This window comes from Nonomuraea sp. NPDC049504 (assembly GCF_040676845.1).
In the GTDB taxonomy this organism is placed as follows: domain Bacteria; phylum Actinomycetota; class Actinomycetes; order Streptosporangiales; family Streptosporangiaceae; genus Nonomuraea; species Nonomuraea salmonea.
Genome location: NZ_JBFAPT010000004.1, coordinates 122,136 through 143,151 on the forward strand (window position 1 = coordinate 122,136; position 21,016 = coordinate 143,151).

General features: G+C 71.8%; 24 protein-coding genes. 12 read left to right on the forward strand and 12 right to left on the reverse strand.

Translation table 11 applies throughout. The annotated features are described in order from the left end of the window. Positions 1-103 precede the first annotated feature (103 nt). The 4 genes from AB0K28_RS09630 to AB0K28_RS09645 all read right to left on the reverse strand — a co-directional run bounded on the left by AB0K28_RS09630 (position 104) and on the right by AB0K28_RS09645 (position 3,606). Positions 104-763: a response regulator transcription factor gene (locus AB0K28_RS09630; RefSeq protein WP_364367277.1), complete on the reverse strand. Its 660-nt coding sequence runs from the start codon at positions 761-763 to the stop codon at positions 104-106. Beyond that, a complete protein-coding gene (locus tag AB0K28_RS09635) occupies positions 760-1,923 on the reverse strand; it encodes a histidine kinase (RefSeq protein WP_345391924.1) in 1,164 nt (387 codons plus the stop codon). Before AB0K28_RS09635 ends, AB0K28_RS09630 begins: the two co-directional genes overlap by 4 nt. Positions 1,924-1,951: 28 nt before the next feature. Continuing rightward, a complete protein-coding gene (locus tag AB0K28_RS09640; protein ID WP_345391927.1) occupies positions 1,952-2,524 on the reverse strand; it encodes a hypothetical protein in 573 nt (190 codons plus the stop codon). 413 nt (positions 2,525-2,937) lie between these two features. Further along, positions 2,938-3,606 (reverse strand): hypothetical protein, encoded by a 669-nt coding sequence (locus AB0K28_RS09645; protein WP_364367281.1) that lies wholly within the window; start codon positions 3,604-3,606, stop codon positions 2,938-2,940. A 338-nt stretch (positions 3,607-3,944) separates the two neighbouring features. On the opposite strand from AB0K28_RS09645, the gene AB0K28_RS09650 reads away from it, so the two are divergent. The 7 genes from AB0K28_RS09650 (at position 3,945) to AB0K28_RS09680 (ending at position 9,516) form a co-directional block, all read left to right on the forward strand. Next, a complete protein-coding gene (locus AB0K28_RS09650) occupies positions 3,945-5,132 on the forward strand; it encodes a peptidase (RefSeq protein ID WP_345391933.1) in 1,188 nt (395 codons plus the stop codon). A 287-nt stretch (positions 5,133-5,419) separates the two neighbouring features. Beyond that, the gene (locus tag AB0K28_RS09655) at positions 5,420-6,619 is read left to right on the forward strand and encodes a M20/M25/M40 family metallo-hydrolase (protein WP_364367284.1); all 1,200 of its coding nucleotides are present in this window, start codon (positions 5,420-5,422) and stop codon (positions 6,617-6,619) included. Between the two features lie 204 nt (positions 6,620-6,823). Then, the gene (locus tag AB0K28_RS09660) at positions 6,824-7,273 is read left to right on the forward strand and encodes a hypothetical protein (RefSeq protein ID WP_345391939.1); all 450 of its coding nucleotides are present in this window, start codon (positions 6,824-6,826) and stop codon (positions 7,271-7,273) included. Between the two features lie 33 nt (positions 7,274-7,306). Then, positions 7,307-7,891, forward strand: a complete 585-nt coding sequence (locus AB0K28_RS09665) for a cell wall protein (RefSeq protein ID WP_345391942.1) — start codon at positions 7,307-7,309, stop codon at positions 7,889-7,891. A gap of 10 nt (positions 7,892-7,901) precedes the next feature. Continuing rightward, positions 7,902-8,657, forward strand: a complete 756-nt coding sequence (locus tag AB0K28_RS09670; RefSeq protein WP_364367288.1) for a MauE/DoxX family redox-associated membrane protein — start codon at positions 7,902-7,904, stop codon at positions 8,655-8,657. Between the two features lie 67 nt (positions 8,658-8,724). Next, positions 8,725-8,892, forward strand: a complete 168-nt coding sequence (locus tag AB0K28_RS09675; protein WP_345391945.1) for a hypothetical protein — start codon at positions 8,725-8,727, stop codon at positions 8,890-8,892. 45 nt (positions 8,893-8,937) lie between these two features. After that, positions 8,938-9,516, forward strand: coding sequence for a dienelactone hydrolase family protein (locus tag AB0K28_RS09680; protein WP_364367291.1), 579 nt, complete (start codon positions 8,938-8,940; stop codon positions 9,514-9,516). On the opposite strand, the gene AB0K28_RS09685 is transcribed toward AB0K28_RS09680, so the two are convergent. Together AB0K28_RS09685 and AB0K28_RS09690 are read right to left on the reverse strand one after the other, a co-directional pair. Continuing rightward, positions 9,509-9,850 (reverse strand): chorismate mutase, encoded by a 342-nt coding sequence (locus AB0K28_RS09685; protein WP_355412342.1) that lies wholly within the window; start codon positions 9,848-9,850, stop codon positions 9,509-9,511. The genes AB0K28_RS09680 and AB0K28_RS09685 overlap by 8 nt on opposite strands. 77 nt (positions 9,851-9,927) lie before the next feature. Further along, positions 9,928-10,134: a hypothetical protein gene (locus AB0K28_RS09690; protein ID WP_345391958.1), complete on the reverse strand. Its 207-nt coding sequence runs from the start codon at positions 10,132-10,134 to the stop codon at positions 9,928-9,930. 174 nt (positions 10,135-10,308) lie between these two features. Between AB0K28_RS09690 and AB0K28_RS09695 the strand changes: the two genes are divergently transcribed. Together AB0K28_RS09695 and AB0K28_RS09700 are read left to right on the forward strand one after the other, a co-directional pair. Further along, on the forward strand, positions 10,309-11,583 hold the full coding sequence (locus AB0K28_RS09695; RefSeq protein ID WP_364367295.1) for a sensor domain-containing protein: 1,275 nt from the start codon (positions 10,309-10,311) through the stop codon (positions 11,581-11,583). After that, on the forward strand, positions 11,571-12,227 hold the full coding sequence (locus AB0K28_RS09700; RefSeq protein WP_364367298.1) for a response regulator transcription factor: 657 nt from the start codon (positions 11,571-11,573) through the stop codon (positions 12,225-12,227). The genes AB0K28_RS09695 and AB0K28_RS09700 overlap by 13 nt, the downstream gene beginning before the upstream one ends. Before the next feature lie 4 nt (positions 12,228-12,231). On the opposite strand, the gene AB0K28_RS09705 is transcribed toward AB0K28_RS09700, so the two are convergent. Both AB0K28_RS09705 and AB0K28_RS09710 read right to left on the reverse strand, forming a co-directional pair. Next, positions 12,232-12,489: a hypothetical protein gene (locus tag AB0K28_RS09705; protein WP_364367301.1), complete on the reverse strand. Its 258-nt coding sequence runs from the start codon at positions 12,487-12,489 to the stop codon at positions 12,232-12,234. 94 nt (positions 12,490-12,583) lie between these two features. Then, entirely contained in the window at positions 12,584-12,922 is a 339-nt protein-coding gene (locus tag AB0K28_RS09710) for a hypothetical protein (RefSeq protein WP_345391968.1), read from the reverse strand. A gap of 269 nt (positions 12,923-13,191) precedes the next feature. Here AB0K28_RS09710 and AB0K28_RS09715 point away from each other — a divergent pair, with 269 nt between their 5' ends. After that, positions 13,192-14,526: a hypothetical protein gene (locus tag AB0K28_RS09715; RefSeq protein ID WP_364367305.1), complete on the forward strand. Its 1,335-nt coding sequence runs from the start codon at positions 13,192-13,194 to the stop codon at positions 14,524-14,526. A gap of 55 nt (positions 14,527-14,581) precedes the next feature. Here the strand turns inward: AB0K28_RS09715 and AB0K28_RS09720 are convergent, their stop codons facing one another. Continuing rightward, positions 14,582-15,976 carry a hypothetical protein gene (locus AB0K28_RS09720; protein ID WP_364367308.1) on the reverse strand — a complete coding sequence of 465 codons (1,395 nt, stop codon included), beginning with the start codon at positions 15,974-15,976 and terminating at the stop codon, positions 14,582-14,584. 133 nt (positions 15,977-16,109) lie between these two features. Beyond that, complete coding sequence (locus AB0K28_RS09725; protein WP_364367311.1) at positions 16,110-17,612, reverse strand: FAD-dependent monooxygenase; 1,503 nt, start codon at positions 17,610-17,612, stop codon at positions 16,110-16,112. A gap of 189 nt (positions 17,613-17,801) precedes the next feature. Here AB0K28_RS09725 and AB0K28_RS09730 point away from each other — a divergent pair, with 189 nt between their 5' ends. Further along, the gene (locus AB0K28_RS09730; RefSeq protein WP_345391980.1) at positions 17,802-18,998 is read left to right on the forward strand and encodes a cytochrome P450; all 1,197 of its coding nucleotides are present in this window, start codon (positions 17,802-17,804) and stop codon (positions 18,996-18,998) included. 163 nt (positions 18,999-19,161) lie between these two features. Here the strand turns inward: AB0K28_RS09730 and AB0K28_RS09735 are convergent, their stop codons facing one another. Next, on the reverse strand, positions 19,162-19,518 hold the full coding sequence (locus AB0K28_RS09735; protein WP_345391983.1) for a helix-turn-helix transcriptional regulator: 357 nt from the start codon (positions 19,516-19,518) through the stop codon (positions 19,162-19,164). Continuing rightward, positions 19,515-19,886 carry a type II toxin-antitoxin system RelE/ParE family toxin gene (locus AB0K28_RS09740; RefSeq protein WP_364367316.1) on the reverse strand — a complete coding sequence of 124 codons (372 nt, stop codon included), beginning with the start codon at positions 19,884-19,886 and terminating at the stop codon, positions 19,515-19,517. The genes AB0K28_RS09735 and AB0K28_RS09740 overlap by 4 nt, the downstream gene beginning before the upstream one ends. A gap of 173 nt (positions 19,887-20,059) precedes the next feature. On the opposite strand from AB0K28_RS09740, the gene AB0K28_RS09745 reads away from it, so the two are divergent. Beyond that, on the forward strand, positions 20,060-21,013 hold the full coding sequence (locus AB0K28_RS09745) for an NAD(P)-dependent oxidoreductase (protein ID WP_364367319.1): 954 nt from the start codon (positions 20,060-20,062) through the stop codon (positions 21,011-21,013). Positions 21,014-21,016: the final 3 nt, after the last annotated feature.

Sequence of the window (21,016 nt, forward strand, 5' to 3'; positions counted from 1 at the left end):
ATCGAACGTGCGTAAACACCGGCTAAGCCGTACGCCGCCCGCGCCGGCACCCCCTGATGGCCGCCTTATCACCGCTGGCCGCGGCCTCGCCCGCCGCTGGAAATCAGCCGGAAATTCCCGGCGTGACGAGCCCCGCCTCGTAGGCGACGATCACCGCCTGCACCCGGTCGCGCAGCCCCAGTTTGGCCAGCACGTTGCTGACGTGCGTCTTGACCGTGTGCTCGCTGACCACCAGCTCCGCGGCGATCTCCGCGTTGGACAGCCCGCGCGCGATCAGCCGCAGCGTCTCCTGCTCGCGCGCGGTCAGCACCGACAGCCTGTCGGCCGGTGGCCGGGGCGCGGCCCGCGACGTGAACTCGGCGATCAGTTTCGTGGTGATCGACGGGGCCAGCAGCGACTCGCCGGCCGCGACCACGCGTACGGCGTGCACCAGGTCGTCGCGGCGCACGTCCTTGAGCAGGAAGCCGCTCGCCCCGGCGCGCAGCGCGTCGTAGACGTAGTCGTCGAGGTCGAACGTGGTCAGCATGAGCACCCGGCACGCTCCCTCCGCGCAGACCACGCGGGCCGCCTCGATGCCGTCCATGACGGGCATGCGGATGTCGAGCAGCAGCACGTCGGGGGCGTGCTCACGGACCGCGGCGATCGCCTGCTCCCCGTCGCCCGCCTCGGCCACCACCTCGATGTCCGGCTGGGCGTCGAGGATCATGCCGAACCCGGCGCGTACCAGCTCCTGGTCGTCCGCCACGACGACGCGGACGGTCACGACGCCGCCAGCGGCAGCCGGACCAGCACCTGGAAGCCGGGGCCTTCCTCGCGCGGGCCCGCCACGGCGCTGCCGCCGCACGCGGCGGCGCGCTCGCGGATGCCGATCAGGCCGTTGCCGCCCGAGGGCAGCGCGGGCTCCCTGCCGTGTCCGTCGTCGGTGATGTCGATCATGAGTGCGTCTTCCTGCCAGGTCAGCGCGAGGCCGGCGCTGGTGGCGCCGGCATGCTTGACGATGTTGGTGAGGGCTTCCTGAACGATCCGGTACGCGGCCACCTCCGTGTCCGGCGACAGCGGCCGCGGGTCACCCGTGTTGGAGCAGTCCACCCGCAGCCCGGCCGCCCTGAGCTGGTCGGCCAGGGCGGGCACCGCCGCGAGGGTGGGCTGGGGGCCGCGCGGGCCCTCCTCCTCCTTCAGCACGTTCAGCAGCCGGCGCAGCTGCTCCATCGCGTCCCGGCCCGCCGCGGCGATCGCGTCGAACGCGGCCACCGCCCTGGCCGGCTGCGTCGCGACCGCCACCGGCCCCGCCTCGGCCTGCACCACCATGACGCTGACCGCGTGGGCGAGGATGTCGTGCATGTCGCGGGCGATCCTGGCCCGCTCCCGCTCGGCGGCCCGCTCGGCCTCGGCCTCTCTTTCCCTGGCGAGCTGGGCGGCGCGCTCCTCCAGGGCGGCGGCGTGCGCGCGGGAGGAGGCGGCGGCCCGGCCGATCGCGTACGCGGCGACGAACAGCACGATGCCCCGCAACGCCGTCTCCGACGAGCCGACGACGAGCATCCCGCCTCCGAGCGCGGCGGCCAGCAGGACCCAGCGCACCCGGCGGGGGCAGATCACGGCGACGGTGTACAGGGTCACCAGGCCGCCGTACCAGATGGGCTGGTCGGCCACCTCGTCCACCAGGTCGTACAGGCTGCTCGGAATGAGCGAGCCCAGCAGGGCGAGGACCGGCGCGCGTCGCCGCCACACCAGCGGCACGGCGGAGGCGACCACGACCGTGTATCCCCACCAGTGCCAGGGCCCGCCCGCCGGGTTGTCCCGGGAGAGCAGCGGCCAGAGCTGCACCACCAGCACCAGCGCCGCGAGCCAGCCGTCCACCAGTGTGGGAGGCAGTGCCGCCGCGCGGCGCCGGAGAACGGTGAGGAGGTCCTGCATGTCACTCATCCTGCCTGCTGCTCCTCATACGGGCTCGTCATACGGCGGCGAGCGCCACGGCGGGCCGGCGGATGAGCGGGAGGAGCGCGACGAGCATGAAGAGCGCGGAGACCGGAATCAGGTCCTTCCAGACGATCGGCAGGGCGAGGTAGACCAGCACCGGCGCGAGCGTCCACACGGGAAGGACGCGCAGGACCGCGAGCCGGATCATCAGGACGAGTTGCGCCACGTAGAACAGGAACGGCAGGCCGTCATAGACCGTGAACGGCACGCCTGGCACGCTCTGGACCTGCTGGAACAGCAGGTTCATGCCGTCCCGGTCGGCGGCGGCGAACCCGACGGCGATGTCGATGCCGAACTGGACGAGCAGCGCCACCACGCCCACGAGCCCGGCCACCGCGCCGGCCGTGGCCAGGGCGTCCCGCCCGGCGAGCGTGCGGAACCACAGGAAGAGCCAGGCGAACAGGAGGAGCGCCGCCATGAAGGCCAGGTGCCCGGCGGTCCAGGCGAGGCCGGGGCCGTAACTGCCGTCGAGGCCGTCGAGGATGCGGATGGCGCCGTAGGCGAAGGCGAAGAGAGGCGCGGCGATCAGCGCCGAACGGGGAGTCATAAGGCGATGGTGCGGCCGGCGGGGCCCTGCCGGCATCGCCGGTGGGAGGGATTCCGCGACTCACTCCTGCGCATGAGACGCCGGCGCGGCCGGCTTCCACGTCGGGGAAAGGCGAGATGTGAGGGCCCGATACCCTCACATCTCCTGGCGGATCCGTGTTCAGCGGCGGCGACGCCGGCGCCGGCGGGCCCGCCCGTAGGTGTCGCCCCCACCGCCCGGAGTGGGCTCCGGTCCAGGAGCGGCGGGCAGGCGGAAGACTCTGAATCCGAGATATCGCTGTATGGCCATTGGTGTCCCCCTCGTAGAAGCCGTGGGGTTCGGCGCACCGGACGGCTGCGCGCCCGGCCGTGCCGGACTGCCACCCCCCATACCCGCGATGTCTCCTCAGAACCCTCCTGACCTGCGAAATCCGGCTACTTGGCGGACAGGATCCGGCGCTTGAACTTGGGATGCTCGGTCTCCCAGTAGCGCCAGCCCTCGACGCGGGCGGGCACGTTCGCCACGCCGGCGGCCACCTTGCGGCGGTCGCAGGTGCCGAGGACGGACCAGGCCGACCAGCCGATGCGGTAACCGAAAACGCGGTACCACATGTTGCCGTATTTGCCCGGCGTGACTTCCCTGGTGTATTCGTGCCCGGTGAAGACCATGTGCCGCTCTTCGAGGTGCGGCAGGCCGAGCCGGCGCAGGGCCTCCACCACCGACTTGGTGTCGGTGACGTCGTCCACCGTCCGCGCTCTGCTTTTCTCCAGCGACTTGGTCTTCTCGTTCTCGGCTTCGAGGAAGGCGAGCACCTCGTGCTCGCGCGTGACCGACACCGTCATCGAGCCGCCGGGGCCGTCGATGTAGCGGGTGCGGGGCAGGAAGAAGTTGCGCGGCGAGAGCTTGTGGATCCGCCAGAAAGTGCGCGGCCTGCAGTTACGCCCGCCGTCCTCGTCCCTCCTGCCGGTGTGGAAGCCCCTGTCGCTGTGGATGCCCTTGAACTTGCGCAGGTGTCGGTCGTCGCGGTCGTCCGCGCTCGCCGCCGGTGCCATGGTGACCGCCAGCGCCACCGTGAGCAGCCCGTGCACCGCCGGCCTCGCCATTTTTCTCATTGGGGTGAGCATTTACCGTTCCTTTCGGAATACGACCCATGGTCGCCAGACCGGTACGATGCTTACAGTTGCCGCGAGCCGAGTGACAACGCCACGCCGCAGGTCAATATCCCGCACCAGGGAAAGAATCCCTGAAAATGCGTTCGCCGCTCGTGGCTATTTCGTAAAGAAAAAGTAGTGTCCCCGCCTATAGGCGCCTCTATGCACCCTGCGTGACGTGTCGGATTCGTCGGGTGATGTCGCCATATCCATTTGGGCGTGCGTTGAGGAGAATCGAACGCACCCTACGTACCTCCCTACGGCAGTTACCGGGTTTCGGGAGGTACGTAATGCACCGCAGAGTCGCCCTGCTCCCCGCCGTCGCGCTCGCCCTCGCGGGCGCCCTGGCCCCCGTGGGCACCGCGAACGCCGGCACCGCCGGCGGGCCGGACTTCAGGCGGCCCGCCGGGTGGACGGCGACGGATTCCTGGCGCGAGCGCAGGACCGTCTCGCAGTACTGGAGCACCAACCGCATGCTCGCGGCCCAGCCGCTGAACGCCCCCGCCCCGCGGCGCAACCAGTGGCGCGGCCCGTCCCGGGGCAACCCCTGGTCCACCCAGGGCACCCGCGCCGCGGGCAGCCGAGGCTCGTCCTGGTACGAACGCGGCAACCAGGGCACCGGCAACCGGGGAACCGGCGGGCAGGGGACGGGCGGACAGGGCACGGGCGGACAGGGCACGGGCGGACAGGGCACGGGCGGACAGGGAACAGGTGGCCAGGGAACAGGTGGCCAGGGCAACGGCAACCAAGGGAACGGCAACGGCAACCAGCAGCGGACCGCCGTCAACAACAGCCCCGGCCTGCGCTGGACCGACGGCGGCGCGGTCGTCCGCACCACCGGCCGGGTCTTCTTCACCACCGCCGACGGCCGCAACTCCTCCTGCTCCGGCTCGGCCGTGACCAGCGCGAACGAGAGCGTCGTCATCACCGCGGGCCACTGCGTCAAGCTGAACGGCGCCGCGCACCGCAACTGGGTGTTCGTCCCCGCCTTCGACAACGGCCGACGGCCGTTCGGCACGTGGGTGGGCACCAGGATGTTCACCACCCCGCAGTGGAACGCCCGCGAGGACATCAACTTCGACGTGGCCGCCGTCGTGGTGGCGCCGCTCAACGGGCGCACGCTGACCGACGTCGTCGGCGGGCAGGGCGTGGCCTTCAACCAGGCCAGGCAGCAGCAGATGTTCTCCTTCGGATATCCGGCGGCCGAGCCGTTCGACGGGTCGCGGCTGATCTACTGCAGCGGGCGCGCGTTCAACGACACGGTGATGACGCAGGACCAGGGGCTGCGGTGCAACATGACCGGCGGCTCCAGCGGCGGTCCCTGGTTCCAGAGCTTCGACGCGGCCACCGGGCTCGGCTCGCTGAACTCGGTGAACAGCTTCACCTATAACTTCGCGCCCGGTTTCATGTTCGGCCCGTTCTTCGGCGACGAGGCGATGGCCGCCTACCGCGCCGCGCAGAACGCCGATGCGGTCTGACCTCCGACCGAAGCGACGGCGCGGTCCGAGCGCCGACCGGAGCGGCGGCGCGGTCCGAGCGCCGACCGGAGCGGCGGCGCGGTCCGAGCGCCGACCGGAGCGGCGGCGCGGTCCGAGCGCCGGTCGGCGGGCCGGGGTGATTCGCCCGCCGGTCGGCGGGCCGGGGTGATTCGCCCGCCGGTCGGCGGGCCGGGGTGATTCGCGCGGCGGGCGGCGGGCCGGGGTGGTGACGCGCGTGCTCGGGGCGGGCGTCGCCGGTGCGGCATGATGGCTCAGGGAGGGCCGCCATGCCGCACACCGCCGACCCGCTGGAGCTGCTCCAGGCACTCGTCGCCATCGACTCGGTCAACCCCGCCCTGTCCCCGGGCGGCGCGGGTGAGCAGGCCGCCGCCGACTTCTGCGGGCGGTGGCTGGGCGAGCGCGGGTTCGAGGTCCACCGGCTGGAGCGCCGGCCGGGCCGCCCGTCGGTGGTGGGCGTGCTCAAGGGCACCGGCGGTGGCCGGTCCATCATGCTGAACGGGCATCTCGACACGGTCGCCTACGGCACGTACGAGGGCGACCCGCTGAGCCCGCGCGTCGAGGACGGCCCTGTCCATGGCCCTGTCCATGGCCCTGTCCATGGCCGCGTCTATGGCCGCGTCTATGGCAGGGGCGCCTTCGACATGAAGAGCGGCGTCGCCGCCATGCTGGCCGCCGCCGCCCGCGCCACCGCGGCGGGGCGGCTGCGCGGCGACGTCATCGTGGCCTGCGTCGCCGACGAGGAGCACGCCAGCTCCGGCACCGAGGAGGTCCTTGAGCGGTTCACCGCCGACGGGGCCGTGGTGACGGAGCCGAGCATGCTGGAGGTGACGCTGGCGCACAAGGGCTTCGCCTGGTTCGAGGTCGACGTGCTGGGCCGCGCCGCCCACGGCTCGCGTCCCGATCTCGGGATCGACGCGATAGCCAAGGCCGGTCACTTCCTCGTCGCGCTGGAGGAGCTGGGCGCCCGGCTGGCGGCGGCGGGCAGGCATCCGCTCCTGGGCCCCGGCACCGTGCACGCGTCGATGATCGACGGCGGCGAAGGGCCGTCGACGTATCCTGCGCGGTGCCGGATTACGGTCGAGCGCCGCACGGTGCCGGGCGAGCCGGCCGCGGCCGTACGCGACGAGCTGGCCGCGATCCTCGACCGCCTGGCCGCCACCGTGCCCGGCTTCCGTTACGAGCTGCGCGCGGGCCTGCATCGCGAGCCCTTCGAGGCCGACCCGGGCGCGCCGATCACGCGGGTGCTGCTCGCCCAGGCGGAGCGGGTGCTCGGCCGCTCGCCGGTGATCAGGGCGGAGCCGTTCTGGACCGACTGCGCGCTGCTCGCCGCGGCCGGCATCCCGTGCCTGCTCTTCGGCGTCTCGGGCGGCGGCGCGCACGCCGACGAGGAGTGGGCCGACATCGCCGCGTTGCACCAGGTCACCGACGTCCTGACCGGCACCGTCACGGAGTTCTGCGCCGGCTGAGCGGCCTCGGAGCGACGGCTGGACGCGGCCGCGGCCCGCCCCCGCACCCGCCACTGGCCGGTCGCTCGTCACGCCCCCGCCGCCCCACAGGTCATGAAAAATCAGGGCATTGACGAAAATTCCTTACATGGTACTCATAGATCGAGTCGGAAACCTTCAACCCCTCGCAGAGACCGTCCACAAGCGCACCCAAGGAGGACGCGCATGGCGCGAAGCAAGGCCACCGACCCGCCCGCCGACTTACTCGGCCCCGTCCAAGGAGAGGTCTCCTGGTTCTGCTGCGGCACCGCATGGGGCCCGTGCAGCAGCACCGGCAAGGGAGCCTGCGGCACCTGCAACTCCGGCAGTCTCCAGCACGCCTGGCCCAACGCCTCCGACGCGTGCTGGTCCATCACCCGTCCCGACCGCTGCGGTGTCAGCCTGTCGCGCAGGACGTGCGGCTTCCGGCACCGCATCACCTCGTTGTGCGGCGGCGGCAGCGTCGTCACCGCGATCGCGGACTGCGGCCCGCAGACCGACCTGTTCTGCGGTGAGCGCAGCTGCTGCGGCGCGACCTGCGCCAACAACCGCCTGATCGACCTGACGCCCGCCGCCTACAGCCAGATCGCCAGCCTCTCTTCCGGCCTGCGGCCGGCCGAGATCTCGACGCCCTGAGGGACGGTGATCACAGTGCCAAGCAGACGAGACGTGCTGAGGTCGGCCGTGCTCGGCGGCGGCGCGAGCGTGGTCGCGGCGACCGCGATGGGCTCGCTCGGCCCCGAGGCGGCCTTCGCGACCGCCGCACCCGCCCAGAAGGTCGAGCCGGGAGCACCGGACCCGGACTTCGCCGAGGGCCGGATCCGCTCGATCAAGGACAACACCCTGCTCGTCCTGGGCTCCAACATGGTGCTCCACACGATCAGAGTGGTGGACGGCACCAGCCTGTGGAAGCTCGGCCCCGTCGGGTTCGACCAGGCCAAGCCGGGCGACGGCCTGTACGCCAGAGGCGTGCGGATGCCGGACGGCATGCTGGCCGCCGAGTCGGTGTGGCTGAACATCGTCAACATCAAGGGCCACATCACCAACATCAAGGGCCAGACCTTCCACCTCGACCACAACGGGCACGAAGTGCTGTGCCACGTGGTCGCCGGCACGACGGTCGCCATCCACTCCCAGTCGCCGCCGACCACGGACCTGTCGATGCTGAAGGTCAGCCAGCACGTGCAGGTCCTGGGCGCATGGCGGCCCGACACCAACGAAGTGGACATCGCCACGGTCTTCTCCCCGCACTAGGAGGCAGCTCGTGAACGGGATCGCCGCGTCGCAGCCGTACGTCATCGCCTCGTTCCTCGTCTGGGCAGGTCTGCTGAAGCTGTTCAGCCGGCGGATGCGGGCACAGGCCGGGCGCACCGCGCTGGCCAGGCTCACCGGTGCGGCGCGCGCGGTCCCCGCGCTGCGCCTGACCGGGCTGGCCGAGCTGGCGGTCGCGGCCGGGCTGCTGGTGCCGTCCGCGCACCCGTGGAACGCGGGGGCGGCGGTGCTGCTCACGGCCGGTTTCCTCGCCTATCTCCGGTACGCGCACGTCGCCGCGCCGGCCGCGTCCTGCGGCTGTCTCGGCACCCACTCCCAGCCGGTGGACGTGCGCTCGTTCGCCCGTGCCGGGCTGCTGCTGGCCGGCGCCCTGCTCGCGCTGGCCGCACCGTCCGGCACGGTCTCCGCTCCCGTCGTCGCCGTGGTGGTCGCCATGGAGGTGGCGGCGCTGCTGGCGCTCTCCTCGGAGCTCGACGGCCACTGGCTCACGCCGCTGCGCCGCCGCCTGGTACGCCCGGTCGCCGCGCCCCCGCAGGACGGGGTGCCGCTGGAGGCGTCCCTGCACCTGCTGCGCCGCAGCCCCGCGTACTGCTCGGCGTCCGCCCAGCTCACCTCGGACGTCCAGGAGACGTGGGACCAGGACGGCGTGCGCTTCGTCGTCTACGGCGCCCATGGCCGCACGGCCGTCTTCGCGGTCCCGCTGACCGGCGACGACCCTGGCCAGGTCAAGGTCGCGCTCGTGGACTGAGGGCGGCACGTACGCCGGACAGGCAGCGCTCGACGACGCGCAGATTCCGTTCGGCCCCGAGCTGGTCATGGTGGGGCCGAAGACCGGGGAGCGGGTGGTCGGCGAGGTGGGCACGCGGGCGGCCGAGGTGCTGCTCGACATCCTGGACGGCGGCGGCGAGCCGGCTCGCACGACGCACACGTTGCGCTCAAGGCTGATCAGGCGCTCGTCGGTGGCGCCGCCGCGCGTGCCCTGACATACTCGGCTTCCGAACGCCCGATCGAAAAAAGGGAGGACGGTCATGGCCGAGGTGCTGCTGTTCCATCATGCCTGCGGGCTGACCGCCGGTGTGCGCGAGTTCGCCGCGACGCTGGAGGCGGCGGGTCACACCGTGCACGCGCCCGACCTCTACGACGGGCACGTCTTCGACAACCTGCCGGACGGCGTGGCCTATGCGGAGAAGGCGGGCTTCGGCACGTTCGTCGAGGGGGGCAAAGCCGCTGCGCTCGACCTGCCCGCCGGGCTGGTCTATGTGGGGTTCTCGCTGGGCGTGCTGCCGGCCCAGAGCCTGGCGCAGACGCGCGAGGGGGCGAGGGGCGCCGTGCTGATCGACGCGTGCGCACCGGTCGCCGAGTTCGGCGAGGCGTGGCCGCAGGGGGTGCCGGTGCAGGTGCACGGGATGGAGGCCGACGAGATCTTCGCCGGTGAGGGCGACCTCGACGCGGCGCGGGCCCTTGTGGGGTCGGCCGCCGACGCGGAGCTGTTCCTCTATCCCGGTGACCGGCACAACTTCGCCGACCCGAGCCTGCCGTCCTACGATCGGGCCGCCGCCGGGCTGCTCACCGAGCGGGTGCTCGCGTTCCTCGATCGGCTCACGTAGCGCGGGCGGCCGCCCGGTTGCTGGCGATCAGCTCGTGATGCCTGACGACCTCGGCGATGATGAAGTTCAGGAAGCGCTCGGCGAAGACGGGGTCGAGCTTCGACTGCTCGGCCAGGGCGCGCAGGCGGCGGATCTGTGCGGCCTCCCGCTCGGGGTCCGCCGGGGGCAGCTCATACTCCGCCTTGAGACGGCCGACCTCCTGCGTGCACTTGAACCGCTCGGCCAGCAGGTGGACGAGCGCGGCGTCGAGGTTGTCGATGCTGTCGCGGAGCCGCTGCAGCTCCTTGCGGACGAACGCTTCCTGCTCAGGACGATCTTCCGAGGCTTTTTCCATAAATATCCCCTTTCATCCCTGGAAGGGGAAATCCTACCTGCCGCTTCACCGGCGGGTGCCCTGGACGGACGTCCGGTTCAGCGGCGGCGGGCGGTGTAGTGCTGGTGGATCAGGGCGGCGGCGCAGGCCAGGGTGAGCAGACCGAAGCCCATGCCGACCAGCACCGGTAGATCCGACACCGACGTCACCACGTTACAGACCGCGAAGACCGCGAGCAGCGCCCACAGCACCGGACGGCTGACGTGGTGGCGGGCCTGACGCATCTCGGAGGTGTGCTGGGTCATCGCGATCTCCTTGCCGTTCTGTGTTCCGCTTGCACCACGAAACGGTACGAACCTCCCGCCGGCCCGGCGATCCCACCAACGCGACAGCCGAGGTACAGCCTGCTGTACTCTTCCGCCGCCGCTCTGACGGCCGCGCCCGCCGGTGACCTAGGGTCGGTGGCGAAGGAGGTGCGGATGCCCGACCACGACTCGCCTGCCGAGCGGCGGCCCGCCCGTACGTGGGATCCGTCCGCCCGTGCCAGGGCGACGCTCGACGGGCTCGAACACCTCGTCGGCGGCATCGGCACCGGCGCCCTGGCGCTGCTCGTGCTGGTCGGGCTGGTCCTCGTGGGGCTGCTCTGCCTCGTGGGCGTGGGCCTGCCGCTGCTGCCCGGCGCGCTGCGCGCCCTGCGCGCGGTCGCCGACCGTGAGCGGGCCCGGCTGACCCGCTGGGGTCCCGGCGACCTCATCAGCCCCGATCCGGTGCCCGACGGCTGGCGGGCGGCCGTCAAGCGGCCCGCGAGCCGGCGGGAGCTGGTCTGGGTGCTGCCGCACGCGACGATCGGGCTGCTCATCGGCTTCGTCGGGCTGACGTTGCCGTTCAGCGCGGTCCGCGACCTGCTCTACCCGCTGTACTGGCAGGTCCTGCCGCCCGGCGAGACGGCAGGGGCCGGGCTCGGCATCTGGGACGCCGACACCTTCCCCAGCGCGCTCGCGGTCAGCCCGCTCAGCCTGTTCTGGCTGGCGCTCACGCTGGCGTTCGTGCCCGCCATGGCCAGGCTCCAGGCGTGGCCGGGGCGCCGCCTGCTGGCCGCCGACCCGGCGACCGACCTCGCGCTGCGGGTCGCCCAGCTCACCGCCACCCGCGCAGGGGCACTCGACGCGCACGCCGCCGAGCTGCGCAGGATCGAGCGCTCGCTGCACGACGGCACACAGAACCGCATCGTGGCGGTCACCATGCTGCTCGGTGCGGCCAGGCGGGCGCTGGCTCGCGACCCGGCCACCGCCGACGCCGTGCTCGAAAGCGCCCAGAACGCCGCCGAGACGGCGCTCGCCGAGCTGCGCGCGGTCGTCCGCAGCATCCTGCCGCCGGTGCTGGCCGACCGCAGCCTGCCCGACGCGCTGACCGGCCTGGCCGCGGCCAGCCCCGTGCCCTGCCGGATCGACGCCGAGGTGCCGGGACGGTGTCCCGCCTCCGTCGAGGCCACCGCCTACTTCGTGGTGGCCGAGGCACTGACCAACATCGCCAAGCACAGCCAGGCCACGCGGGCGCAGGTCACCGTGCGCCGTGACGACGCCTGGCTGCGCATCGAGATCACCGACGACGGGCGCGGCGGCGCGGCCGAGAGCGGCGGGTCCGGGCTGAGCGGCATCCGCCGCAGGACCGAGGCCCACGACGGCACGTTCGCGCTGACCAGCCCCGCCGGCGGACCCACCACCATGAATGTGAGCCTTCCATGCGGATTGTGATCGCCGAGGACGACCCGTTGCTGCGCGAGGGGCTCGCGCTGCTGTTGCGCGCCGAGGCGCTCGACGTGGTCGCCACCGCCGCCGACCCCGACGGCTTCCTGAAGGCGATCGACGAGTGCGAGCCCGACGTCGCCATCGTGGACGTGCGCATGCCGCCCACCCACACCGACGAGGGCATCGTGGCCGCCGTCGAGGCCAGGCGGCGGCTGCCCGGGCTCGCGGTGCTGGTGCTGTCGGCGTACGTCGAGCAGGCGTTCGCCACCGAGCTGCTCTCCCACGGCAGCGCCGGGCTCGGCTACCTGCTCAAGGAGCGGGTGGGCCGGGTGCAGGAGTTCCTCGCCGCGCTGCACCGGGTGGCCGAGGGCGGCACCGCGATCGACCCCGAGGTCGTCGCGCAGCTCCTCACCCGCTCCCGGCCCGACAACCGGCTCGACCGGCTCAGCCCGCGCGAGCGCGACGTGCTCGCGCTGATGGCCGAAGGGCTCGGCAACGCGGCCATCGCCGAGCGGCTGGTCGTCACCGACGGCGCGGTGCACAAGCACATCCGCAGCATCTTCGCCAAGCTCGACCTCGCCCCGACCGACAGGACCGACCGGCGGGTGGCCGCCGTCCTGCAATATCTGGAGAGCGGCCACCGGCGTTAGCGGCTCAGGCGCCCAGGTCGCGGACGACGTTGTCCAGGCGGTGGGCCAGGGCGTCGAGCACCTCGTCCGTGGGGGTGCCGCCGGGGATCTGGGCCATGACATCGTCTCGGCTGGCGATCACCAGGCCCTTGTGGGCGTCGTCCACCTCGCCGGCGGGCAGCACCTCGCAGCCGCCGCGGATGAAGACCAGCGTGGCGTCCGGGTGCCGGGAGTCCAGCAGCCGGCGTACGCACTCCCTGTCGATCAAAGACGTCGTGGACATCGCAACTCCTCCGGTCCGGCCCTCCCAGCAGGCCGCATACCCGGTGAGCAGCGCCGAAACCCGGCGGTCCGCCGCGCACGGCCCTGACGAGGGGTCAGCCGAAGGTCGGGGGGCCGCCGTCCTGGCGGGCACGGCGGATGCCGAACAGCACCAGGTAGAAGGCGGCGGCCAGAGCCACCAGCGCGGGCGGCACGGCCAGCGGCGGGTTGCCGGCGAGCACCGCGAGCACGGCCAGCACCACGCCGCCGAGCAGCAGCAGCGCGGCGGCCAGCAGGCGCAGGCTGACCGCGGTCGACGGCCCGGGCCGCCGCGCCCACTCCCCCTGCCCGGCCCCGTGCACGTGCGGCACGCCGGTGTCACTCGCGTCCTCGCCGGGCGGCGGCTCCTTCAGCACGGGAGCGAAGAACTCGTCGTCGTCGCGTCGTTCTGGCATCGTGCTCACCTCGCGCGGTAGGTCGTTCTCGAAGGGCTCGTCCGTCGAAGGAGTCGGTTGTCTCGAGGTGCTCGTCCGTCGAAGGAGTCGGTTGTCTCGAGGTGCTCGCCGGGCTGTTCCGCACCTCCTGCCCCGTCGCCGCCGGGTGTCACGTCATCAGGTCTGACCTGCGAAAACGCCACCACGTTCGGTACTCGGTCAATGACTGGCAGTGACCGTAAGGTGTGGTCAGTGGCCCCAGTTGGCCCTCAGCGAAAAGAGGATCGGACATGCCGCAGGAACCGCGAATAGACGTCGAGACCAGGGCCCACACCTTCGAGAGCAGCCTCAGCACCGACCAGGTCGAACGCATCGCCGCCGCGCTCGGGCAGCAGGGGGTCTGGTTCGCCGCCCCGCCGCGCCGCGACGGCGAGGCCCGCCGGCCCGAGCTCACCTGGGACCTGGTCGGCGACGAGCCGTACCAGGGCTACACCGCGACCGGCCGCGCCGCCGTGCATCTGGCCGACGGGCACGACGCACCGACCAGGCCGCTGATCCTGGCCGACGGCTTCAACTACGGGCCCAGCGACCTCGACGCGCTGTGGCGGCACTTCAACCAGCCCTACCAGAGGGGCGTGCCCGGCTTCCTCGACCAGCTGAGGTCCATGGGCATCGACGTCGTCCTGCTGGGCTTCGACCAGCGGCACGCCGCCGTCCAGGCCAACGCCGCCGTCGCGGTGAGCTGCGTGCGGCGCGTCATCGACGAGCGCCTGGGCGACGACCAGCTCGTGGTCGGCGGCGTCAGCATGGGGGGCATCGTCACCCGGTACGCGCTGGCCCGCATGGAGAGCGAGGGCGTCGACCACCAGACCGACAAGTACTTCTCCTACGACAGCCCGCACCTCGGCGCCTGGATCCCGCTGGTGCTGCAGCAGCTGGCGTACCTGCACGAGTCGCTGGCCCCGCGCTCCGACGGCCCGGGCCAGGCCGCGCTGATCCGCAGCCCGGCCGCGCAGCAGCTGCTGTGGGGCTGGGTGGACGACGCCGACTACTCGGGGTCGGTGACCAGCGCCAGCCCGCTGCGCCTGGAGTTCCTGGAGGATCTGCGCCGGGTGGGCTGGTTCCCGATGCGGCCGTACAAGCTGGGTCTGGCCAACGGCACCGGCGACGGCGTCGGTCCCGACCTCGCGCCCGGCACGCCGGTCTTCGACCTGCAGCACGAGACGCTGCAGCTGACCGCCCGCGTCCAGCCCGACATGGGCGAGCTGCAGAACATCGGCGTCGTGCGCTTCGGCGCGCCGGTGTGGACGAGCGCGACCTCGCACGTCGCCGCGTTCGACGGCGCGCCGGGCGGCACGCTCGACTCGTGGGGCCGGCTGGCCGACGCGACGGGCCTGCCGATCCAGGACCGGCTGCGGCGCAGCTGCTTCGTGCCCGCGGTCAGCGCGGTGGCGCTGGCCAGGGATCCGTTCCAGTGGCAGTCGGAGCTCTACCGCGACCTCGGCGACCTGCCGAAGGACGAGACGTTCCTCGACGCGTTCTGCTGCGACACGGCCAACACCGAGCACGGCGCGGTGTCGAGGCCGCTCATCGAGTGGTTCCTCGACCAGCTCGCCGGCTGGTAGGCGGCCATGAACGGGTGCCGGCTCGCGGTGCGGGCCGGCACCCGCGCGTGTGGGCTCAGCGGGCTCCCCGGTGCAGGACCAGGAGCTGGTCGCGGGTGGCGTTCCTGTCGCGGTAGGCCATGATGACCGGGCTCTCGACGCTGTGGTGGCCGGGCAGCCGCTCGTCGGAGCTCCACGCGGAGCCGTTGAAGCTGCTCCACCACAGGCTCTGGTCGGCGGTGCCGCGGTGCACGCAGTAGAGGCGGTCCTTGTAGACGGTCAGCGCGGGGCCCTCGCCGGCGTGGTGGCCGGGCAGCCGCTGGTCGGGGCTCCACGTCGAGCCGTCCCAGCGCGTCCACCACAGGGCGGTGTCGTCGCCCGCGCCCCTGTGTACGCAGTAGAGGTGACCGCGGTAGACGGCCAGCGCCGGGTTCGAGCGGCTGGAGTGGCCGGGCAGCCGCTGGTCCTGGCTCCAGCTCGACCCGTCCCAGCGCGTCCACCACAGAGCGTCGTCGCCCGCGCCCCGGTGCACGCAGTAGAGCTGCCCGTCGTACGCCGCCAGCGCCGGCGCGCTCTCGCTGAAATGCCGCGGCAGCCGCTCGTCCGGGCTCCAGCTCGACCCGTCGAAGCGGGTCCACCACAGGGCGGTGTCGTCGCCCGCGCCCCGGTGCACGCAGTAGAGCTGCCCGTCGTACGCCGCCAGCGCCGGCGCGGCCTGGCTGAGGTGCTGCGGGAAGCGCTGGTCCTCGCTCCAGCCCTCCTCGGCGTCGTAGACCGTCCACCACAGGCTCGCGTCGCCCGCGCCGCCCCGGTGGGCCAGGAACAGCCGGTCCTGGAACTCGCCCAGCGCCGGCCCCGTCACGCTGAAGTGGTCGACGAACCGCTGGTCCGCGCTCCAGCCCTGCTCCGGCTCGTGGACCGCCCAGTACAGGCCGTTCTCTCCGGCGGGCCTGCCGTCCTGGCGGGCGGGGACGAGCATGCCGGGCGCGGTCCACGGCGAGACCAGCTTGACCCCGTACGGGCGGGCGATGGAGGCGATCCAGGCGGCCTTGCCGCGTACGGCGCGCTCGATGACCGGGGTCAGCCAGCCGCCCACGATGGTCGCCGCGCTCTGTGCGATGAGCTGCGGGATCTCGGCGGCGAGCAGCGCGGCCGACTCGTTGAGGTGGATCTCGAAGCCCCACCACCGGGAGATCGGCCACACGTCGGCGCCCATCGTGCGCAGCTCGCGCTGGAGGTCGCGGAAGCGCTGCTGGTCCTGGGCGGTGAGGTCGGCGATCTGACGTTCGCTCTCGCGCCTGGCCTCGACCGCCTCGCGGGCCGGGGCGTCCTCCAGCAGCTCGGTCTCGACGGCCGCGTCCACGGCGGCGGAGGCCGCCGGGTCGTCCTGGGCATGCAGCAGGGCGGCCTCGCCGCCGAGCACGCCGTCTTCCTCGTCGATCGTCCTGCCGGCCCGGGTCTCGTCAGTCATATCCAGCCCCCTGGAGTGATAGGTGCGCGAACTTCGCCATCGTAACCAGGAGTAGTGTTTCGATTACTCTATGGCTGTCTTGATCCCGGTAAACTCGCCGCAACCCCGGCCCATGGGGACAACCGGCGACCGGCTACCTGAGGTGCCCCAAAGCCAGGCGGAGCGCGCCTTCGGGGTCGCCGCCGCGCCAGGCCACGTGCTGGTCGGGGCGCACCAGCGTCAGCGGCTCGCCGGGCAGGTCCATCTCCTCCAGCGGCACGCCCAGCTCGCGCGCCTGCGCCACCAGCGAGGCGGCCTGCGGCGAGCCGAGGTCGCCGACCAGGCTGAAGGCGCGGCCGAGGCGGTCGTACAGGGACTCGCCCGGCGCGAGCCAGCGGTGCGGCAGGCGCTCGCCCGTCCCGGACGCGACGATCGGCGAGCCGGTGTAGGTGTAGCCGAGCACCAGGTCGAGGCTGTGGAACTCGCTGTCCTTGGTCCGCCTGATCGCCTCCGCGACGGCCGGGCGCACCTTCGCGAACTCCTCGTCCGTGCCCATCAGCGCCGGGTCGGCCAGCTCGGGGGCGAGGGTGGCCATGTTCGCCGCGGCGGCCTCGATGGTGTCGGCCGCGATGGGGCGGCGCTCGCTCTCGTACGTGGCCAGCAGCGCCTCCGGCGCCCATCCGCGCAGCACCGCGGCGAGCTTCCAGCCGATGTTGACCGCGTCGCCGACGCCGGTGTTGAAGCCGTGACCGCCGTAGGGCGGGTTCTGGTGGGCGGCGTCGCCGGCCAGGAAGACGCGCCTGCTCGCGTACCGGTCGGCCAGCAGCATGCGTGCCGTCCACGGGTCGGTGGCCAGGATCTCCACGTCGATGTCGGCACCCGCGAGGTTGCGCACCAGCCGTACGGGGTCGGCGTCCTCGGCCCGCACCCCCTGGGCGATGCACCACCAGGTGTCCTTGAGGTCGAGCCGGCCGACGATGCCGGGCTGGGCCGGGTTGAGCACCCAGTAGTGCACGGCGGGCCCGTGCGGCACCCGGTCGGCGAGGTCGGGGGCGCGGAAGACGATGTTGAAGTTGGGCCTGGCGTCCTGGCGGCCCTCGTACCGGGAGCCGATGGCGTCCCTGGTGACGCTGCGCGAGCCGTCGCAGCCGACCACGTACTGGGCGCGGACCTCGCACTCGGCGCCGTCGGTGGCCGCGATACGCACGGTCACGCCGTCGGCGTCCTCCTCCAGGCCCGTCACCTGCCACCCGGTGAGCAGCGCGTCGCCGACGGCCTCCCGCAGCACCTCCTCGACCAGCGGCTGCGGCACCTGCTGGCCGGGCTCGGCGGCGAGGTCGGAGCCGACGAGGTCAAGGCCGAAGCAGCGGTCGATCCTGGTGATCTCCCTGCCGAGCAGGCTGGTGGCGAACACCGCCTCGTCCGACCAGGCCACCGCCAGCGGCGCCCGCGAGCGCAGCGTCTCCGCCAGGCCCCACCTGCGCAGGATCTCCATCGACCGGGCCGAGGTGGTCTTCGCCCGCGGCCGCAGCCAGGACACCGTCTCGCGCGGCTCCACCACTAAGCACTCGATGCCGTGATGCGCCAGCTCCACCGCGGTCGCCAGGCCGACTGGCCCGCCGCCGGCGACCAGCACGGGCACTTGCCTTCTCTCCATGGGCCGTCCTCTTCATCCTGATAAGTGGGGGTATGTTTCCGGCGTCGCCGAGCCCGCGTCAAGCCGCCCGACTGCGATGCGGCCATGGTTCAAGTACGACCCCGCAACGATTGATGATCGCTTCTAGTGAACCGATCACCGGGATCAGTACGGTGCTGTGCAAATAACGGAACCATCTCAGGGGATTGCATGAGCGAGACCTCGGCGATGCCGCTGCACATGCGGCGGGTGGCGTTCGATCCGGCACCGGAGCTGGCGGCGGTGCGGGATGAGGAAGGTATCAAGAAGATCACGACAGCGTTCGGGGCGGAGGCATGGCTCGTCACCCGCCACGCCGACGTCCGGGAGGTGCTGGGCGACGCGGAGACGTTCAAGGTGGCGCCGCAGACCATCGCCCGCCTGCCCGGAGCGCCGCCGATGACCGAGGAGCAGCTCGCCAAGGTACGCGCGGGCAACCTCCTCGGCGTCGACCCGCCCGAGCACACGCGGCTGCGCAGGATGCTGACGCCCGAGTTCACCATCCGCCGCATGCGCCGCCTGGAGCCCAGGATCCAGCGCATCGTGGACGAGCACCTCGACGCGCTCGAAGCCGCCGGCTCCCCGGCCGACCTGGTGCCGTCGTTCGCGTTACCGATCCCGTCGCTGGTGATCTGCGAGCTGCTCGGTGTCCCGTACGAGGACCGCGAGGGCTTCCAGCAGCGGACGAACCGGATGCTCGACATGACCGTGCCGGGCGAGGAGCGCATGATGCTCCAGTTCGAGCAGCGCGCCTACATGGAGACCCTGGTCGCGCGCATCCAGGCCGACCCGGGCGAGGAGCTGCTCGGCATGCTCGTCCGCGAGCACGGCGACGACCTGTCCACCGACGAGCTGATCGGGATCGGCGGCCTGCTGCTGTTCGCCGGCCACGAGACCACCTCCAACATGCTCTCGCTCGGCACGCTCGCCCTGCTGCGCCACCCGGAGCAGCTCGACCTGCTGCGCCGCGAGCCCGAGCGCATCGACGCGACGGTGGAGGAGCTGCTGCGCTACCTCAGCATCGTCAACTCCGGCACCACCAAGGTCGCCACGAAGGACGTCGAGGTGGGCGGACAGCAGATCGCGGAGGGCGACCTGGTGCTGTGCAGCCTGCCGGCCGCCAACAGGGACCCGTCGTTCCTGCCGGACGCGAACACCTTCGACCTCGGCCGCGGCGCCCCCGGTCACCTGGCGTTCGGCCACGGCGTCCACCACTGCCTGGGCGCCCCGCTGGCCCGCATGGAGCTGCGCATCGCCTTCCCCGCCTTGCTCCAGCGCTTCCCGAAGCTCCGCCTGACGGACAACCCGGCCCAGTTCCGCACCTCCAGCATCGTCTACGGCCTCGCCTCCCTGGAGGTCGCCTGGTAGTCGCCGACCTCGTTGACCAGCAGGTCGTCCTGCTCGGCCGCGGCGGTCACCGTCCAGACGATGAAGTTGCTCTCGCCCCGATGACAGGCGGCTTCGGGGCCGAGCGCAATTTCGGGCGGGCAATGGTGATCGGCTCGCTGGCGGTCTTGACGGCCGCCTACATTTATGCGTTCGTGAGCTGTCGGTGATGCACTGTCAGAGGCTCGATTTCAGTGATGTCGTCGTCGACGACCAGTTCGACGCGGAACCGTACCCCCATCGCAGCGCCGAGGCGCAGCAGGGTCGCTATATCTGGAATGCCGCCGCCACCCTCGATGCGAGACAAAGCAGGCTGGGACATCCCAGAGCGTTCCGCTACGGTCTTCTGGGACAAGCCTCGGCGCCTACGGATTTCACGCAGTTGGTCTCCGAGCTCCAGATCACGTCCCGCCTGCTCGTATTCGGGGTGGGGCTGTGCATCCGCTTCCATCTCGCGCAGACGCTTCGCCTTGTAGGTTTCCCAACGGCTGTGACCCATCATGCACTCCTCTCAAACACGTGCGTGGTGGTCAGGTCGTGCTCTGCCTCGCACCGCTTCTTGGCGGCGATCGCTCGGGCGATGTCTGGGGCCTGTGTCCCTTCCTGTGCCTTGCGGAAGGCTGTAAGGATCACAATCGCCTTGTCGGACGGCTTCCAGAAGGTCAAGCGCCAGGTCGTACGGTCAAGAGCAACACGCAACTCGTGAACGCCCTCGGCATCCTTCAGTTTCTTCACGTGATCCCCATCAGGGATGCCACCAATGACGAGGTAGTCGTCAACGTTGCGCATGACACGCTGGTAGAGCGGGAAAGAAAGTTCGTCCAGCCAAGACTCCACCTCCGGCTCTAGGGCGATCTCCCACTGTGACATACCATCAATAGTATATGCACTCGATGGTAACTCACGGCGACGCGGCGTTCTCGGCAGCGCGAGGGGTTCCGTGTCAACCAGCAGGTACGAGGCGGAGGTGTACAGCGGGTGAGAACGTTCCAGTCCGGTCACCGGCTCTCCGGGAGCAGCGCGGGCGGGGATACGCTGGGCGCATGCGCGTTGTGGTGATCGGCGGTAGTGGGCACATCGGGACGTATCTCATTCCGCGGCTGGTGGCGGCCGGGCATGACGTGGTCAACGTGAGCAGGGGCTCCCGCGAGCCCTACGCCCCGCACGGCGCCTGGGAGCGGGTGACCACGGTCACCGCCGACAGGAAGGTGGACGAGGCCGACGGCACGTTCGGGCGGCGCATCGCGAAGCTGGAGCCGGACGTCGTCATCGACCTGATCTGCTTCACCGAGAGCAGCGCGGCGCTGCTGGCCGACGCGCTGGCGGGCAAGGTGCGGCACTTCCTGCACTGCGGCACGATCTGGGTGCACGGGCCGAGCGCGCAGGTGCCGACGACGGAGGACGTCAAGCGGGCCCCCTTCGGCGACTACGGCGTGCGCAAGGCGGCCATCGAGGCGATGTTGCTGGAGCGGGCCCAGCGCGACGGGTTCCCGGCGACGATCATCCATCCCGGCCACATCACCGGGCCGGGATGGGTGCCGGTCAACCCGGCGGGCAACGTCAACCCGGCGGTGTTCCAGACCCTGGCGGAGGGGTCGGAGCTGGCGCTGCCCAACCTGGGGCTGGAGACCGTCCAGCACGTGCACGCCGACGACGTGGCCCGGCTGTTCATGGACGCCATCGCCAGCCGGTCGGCCGCGGTGGGCGAGAGCTTCCATTCGGTCGCCACCACCGCCCTGTCGCTGCGCGGCTACGCCGAGGCGGTGGCGGGCTGGTTCGGCAAGGAGGCGCGGCTGTCGTTCCTGCCGTGGGAGCAGTGGCGCAGGACGGTCTCCGAGGACGACGCGGCGCTGACGTACGACCACATCGCCCACAGCCCCCACTGCAGCATGGACAAGGCCGAGCGGCTGCTCGGCCACCGTCCCCGCTACACCTCGCTGGAGGCGACCGCCGAGGCGGTCGACTGGCTGGTGCGCGCGGGGACGATCAAGCCGTAGCGC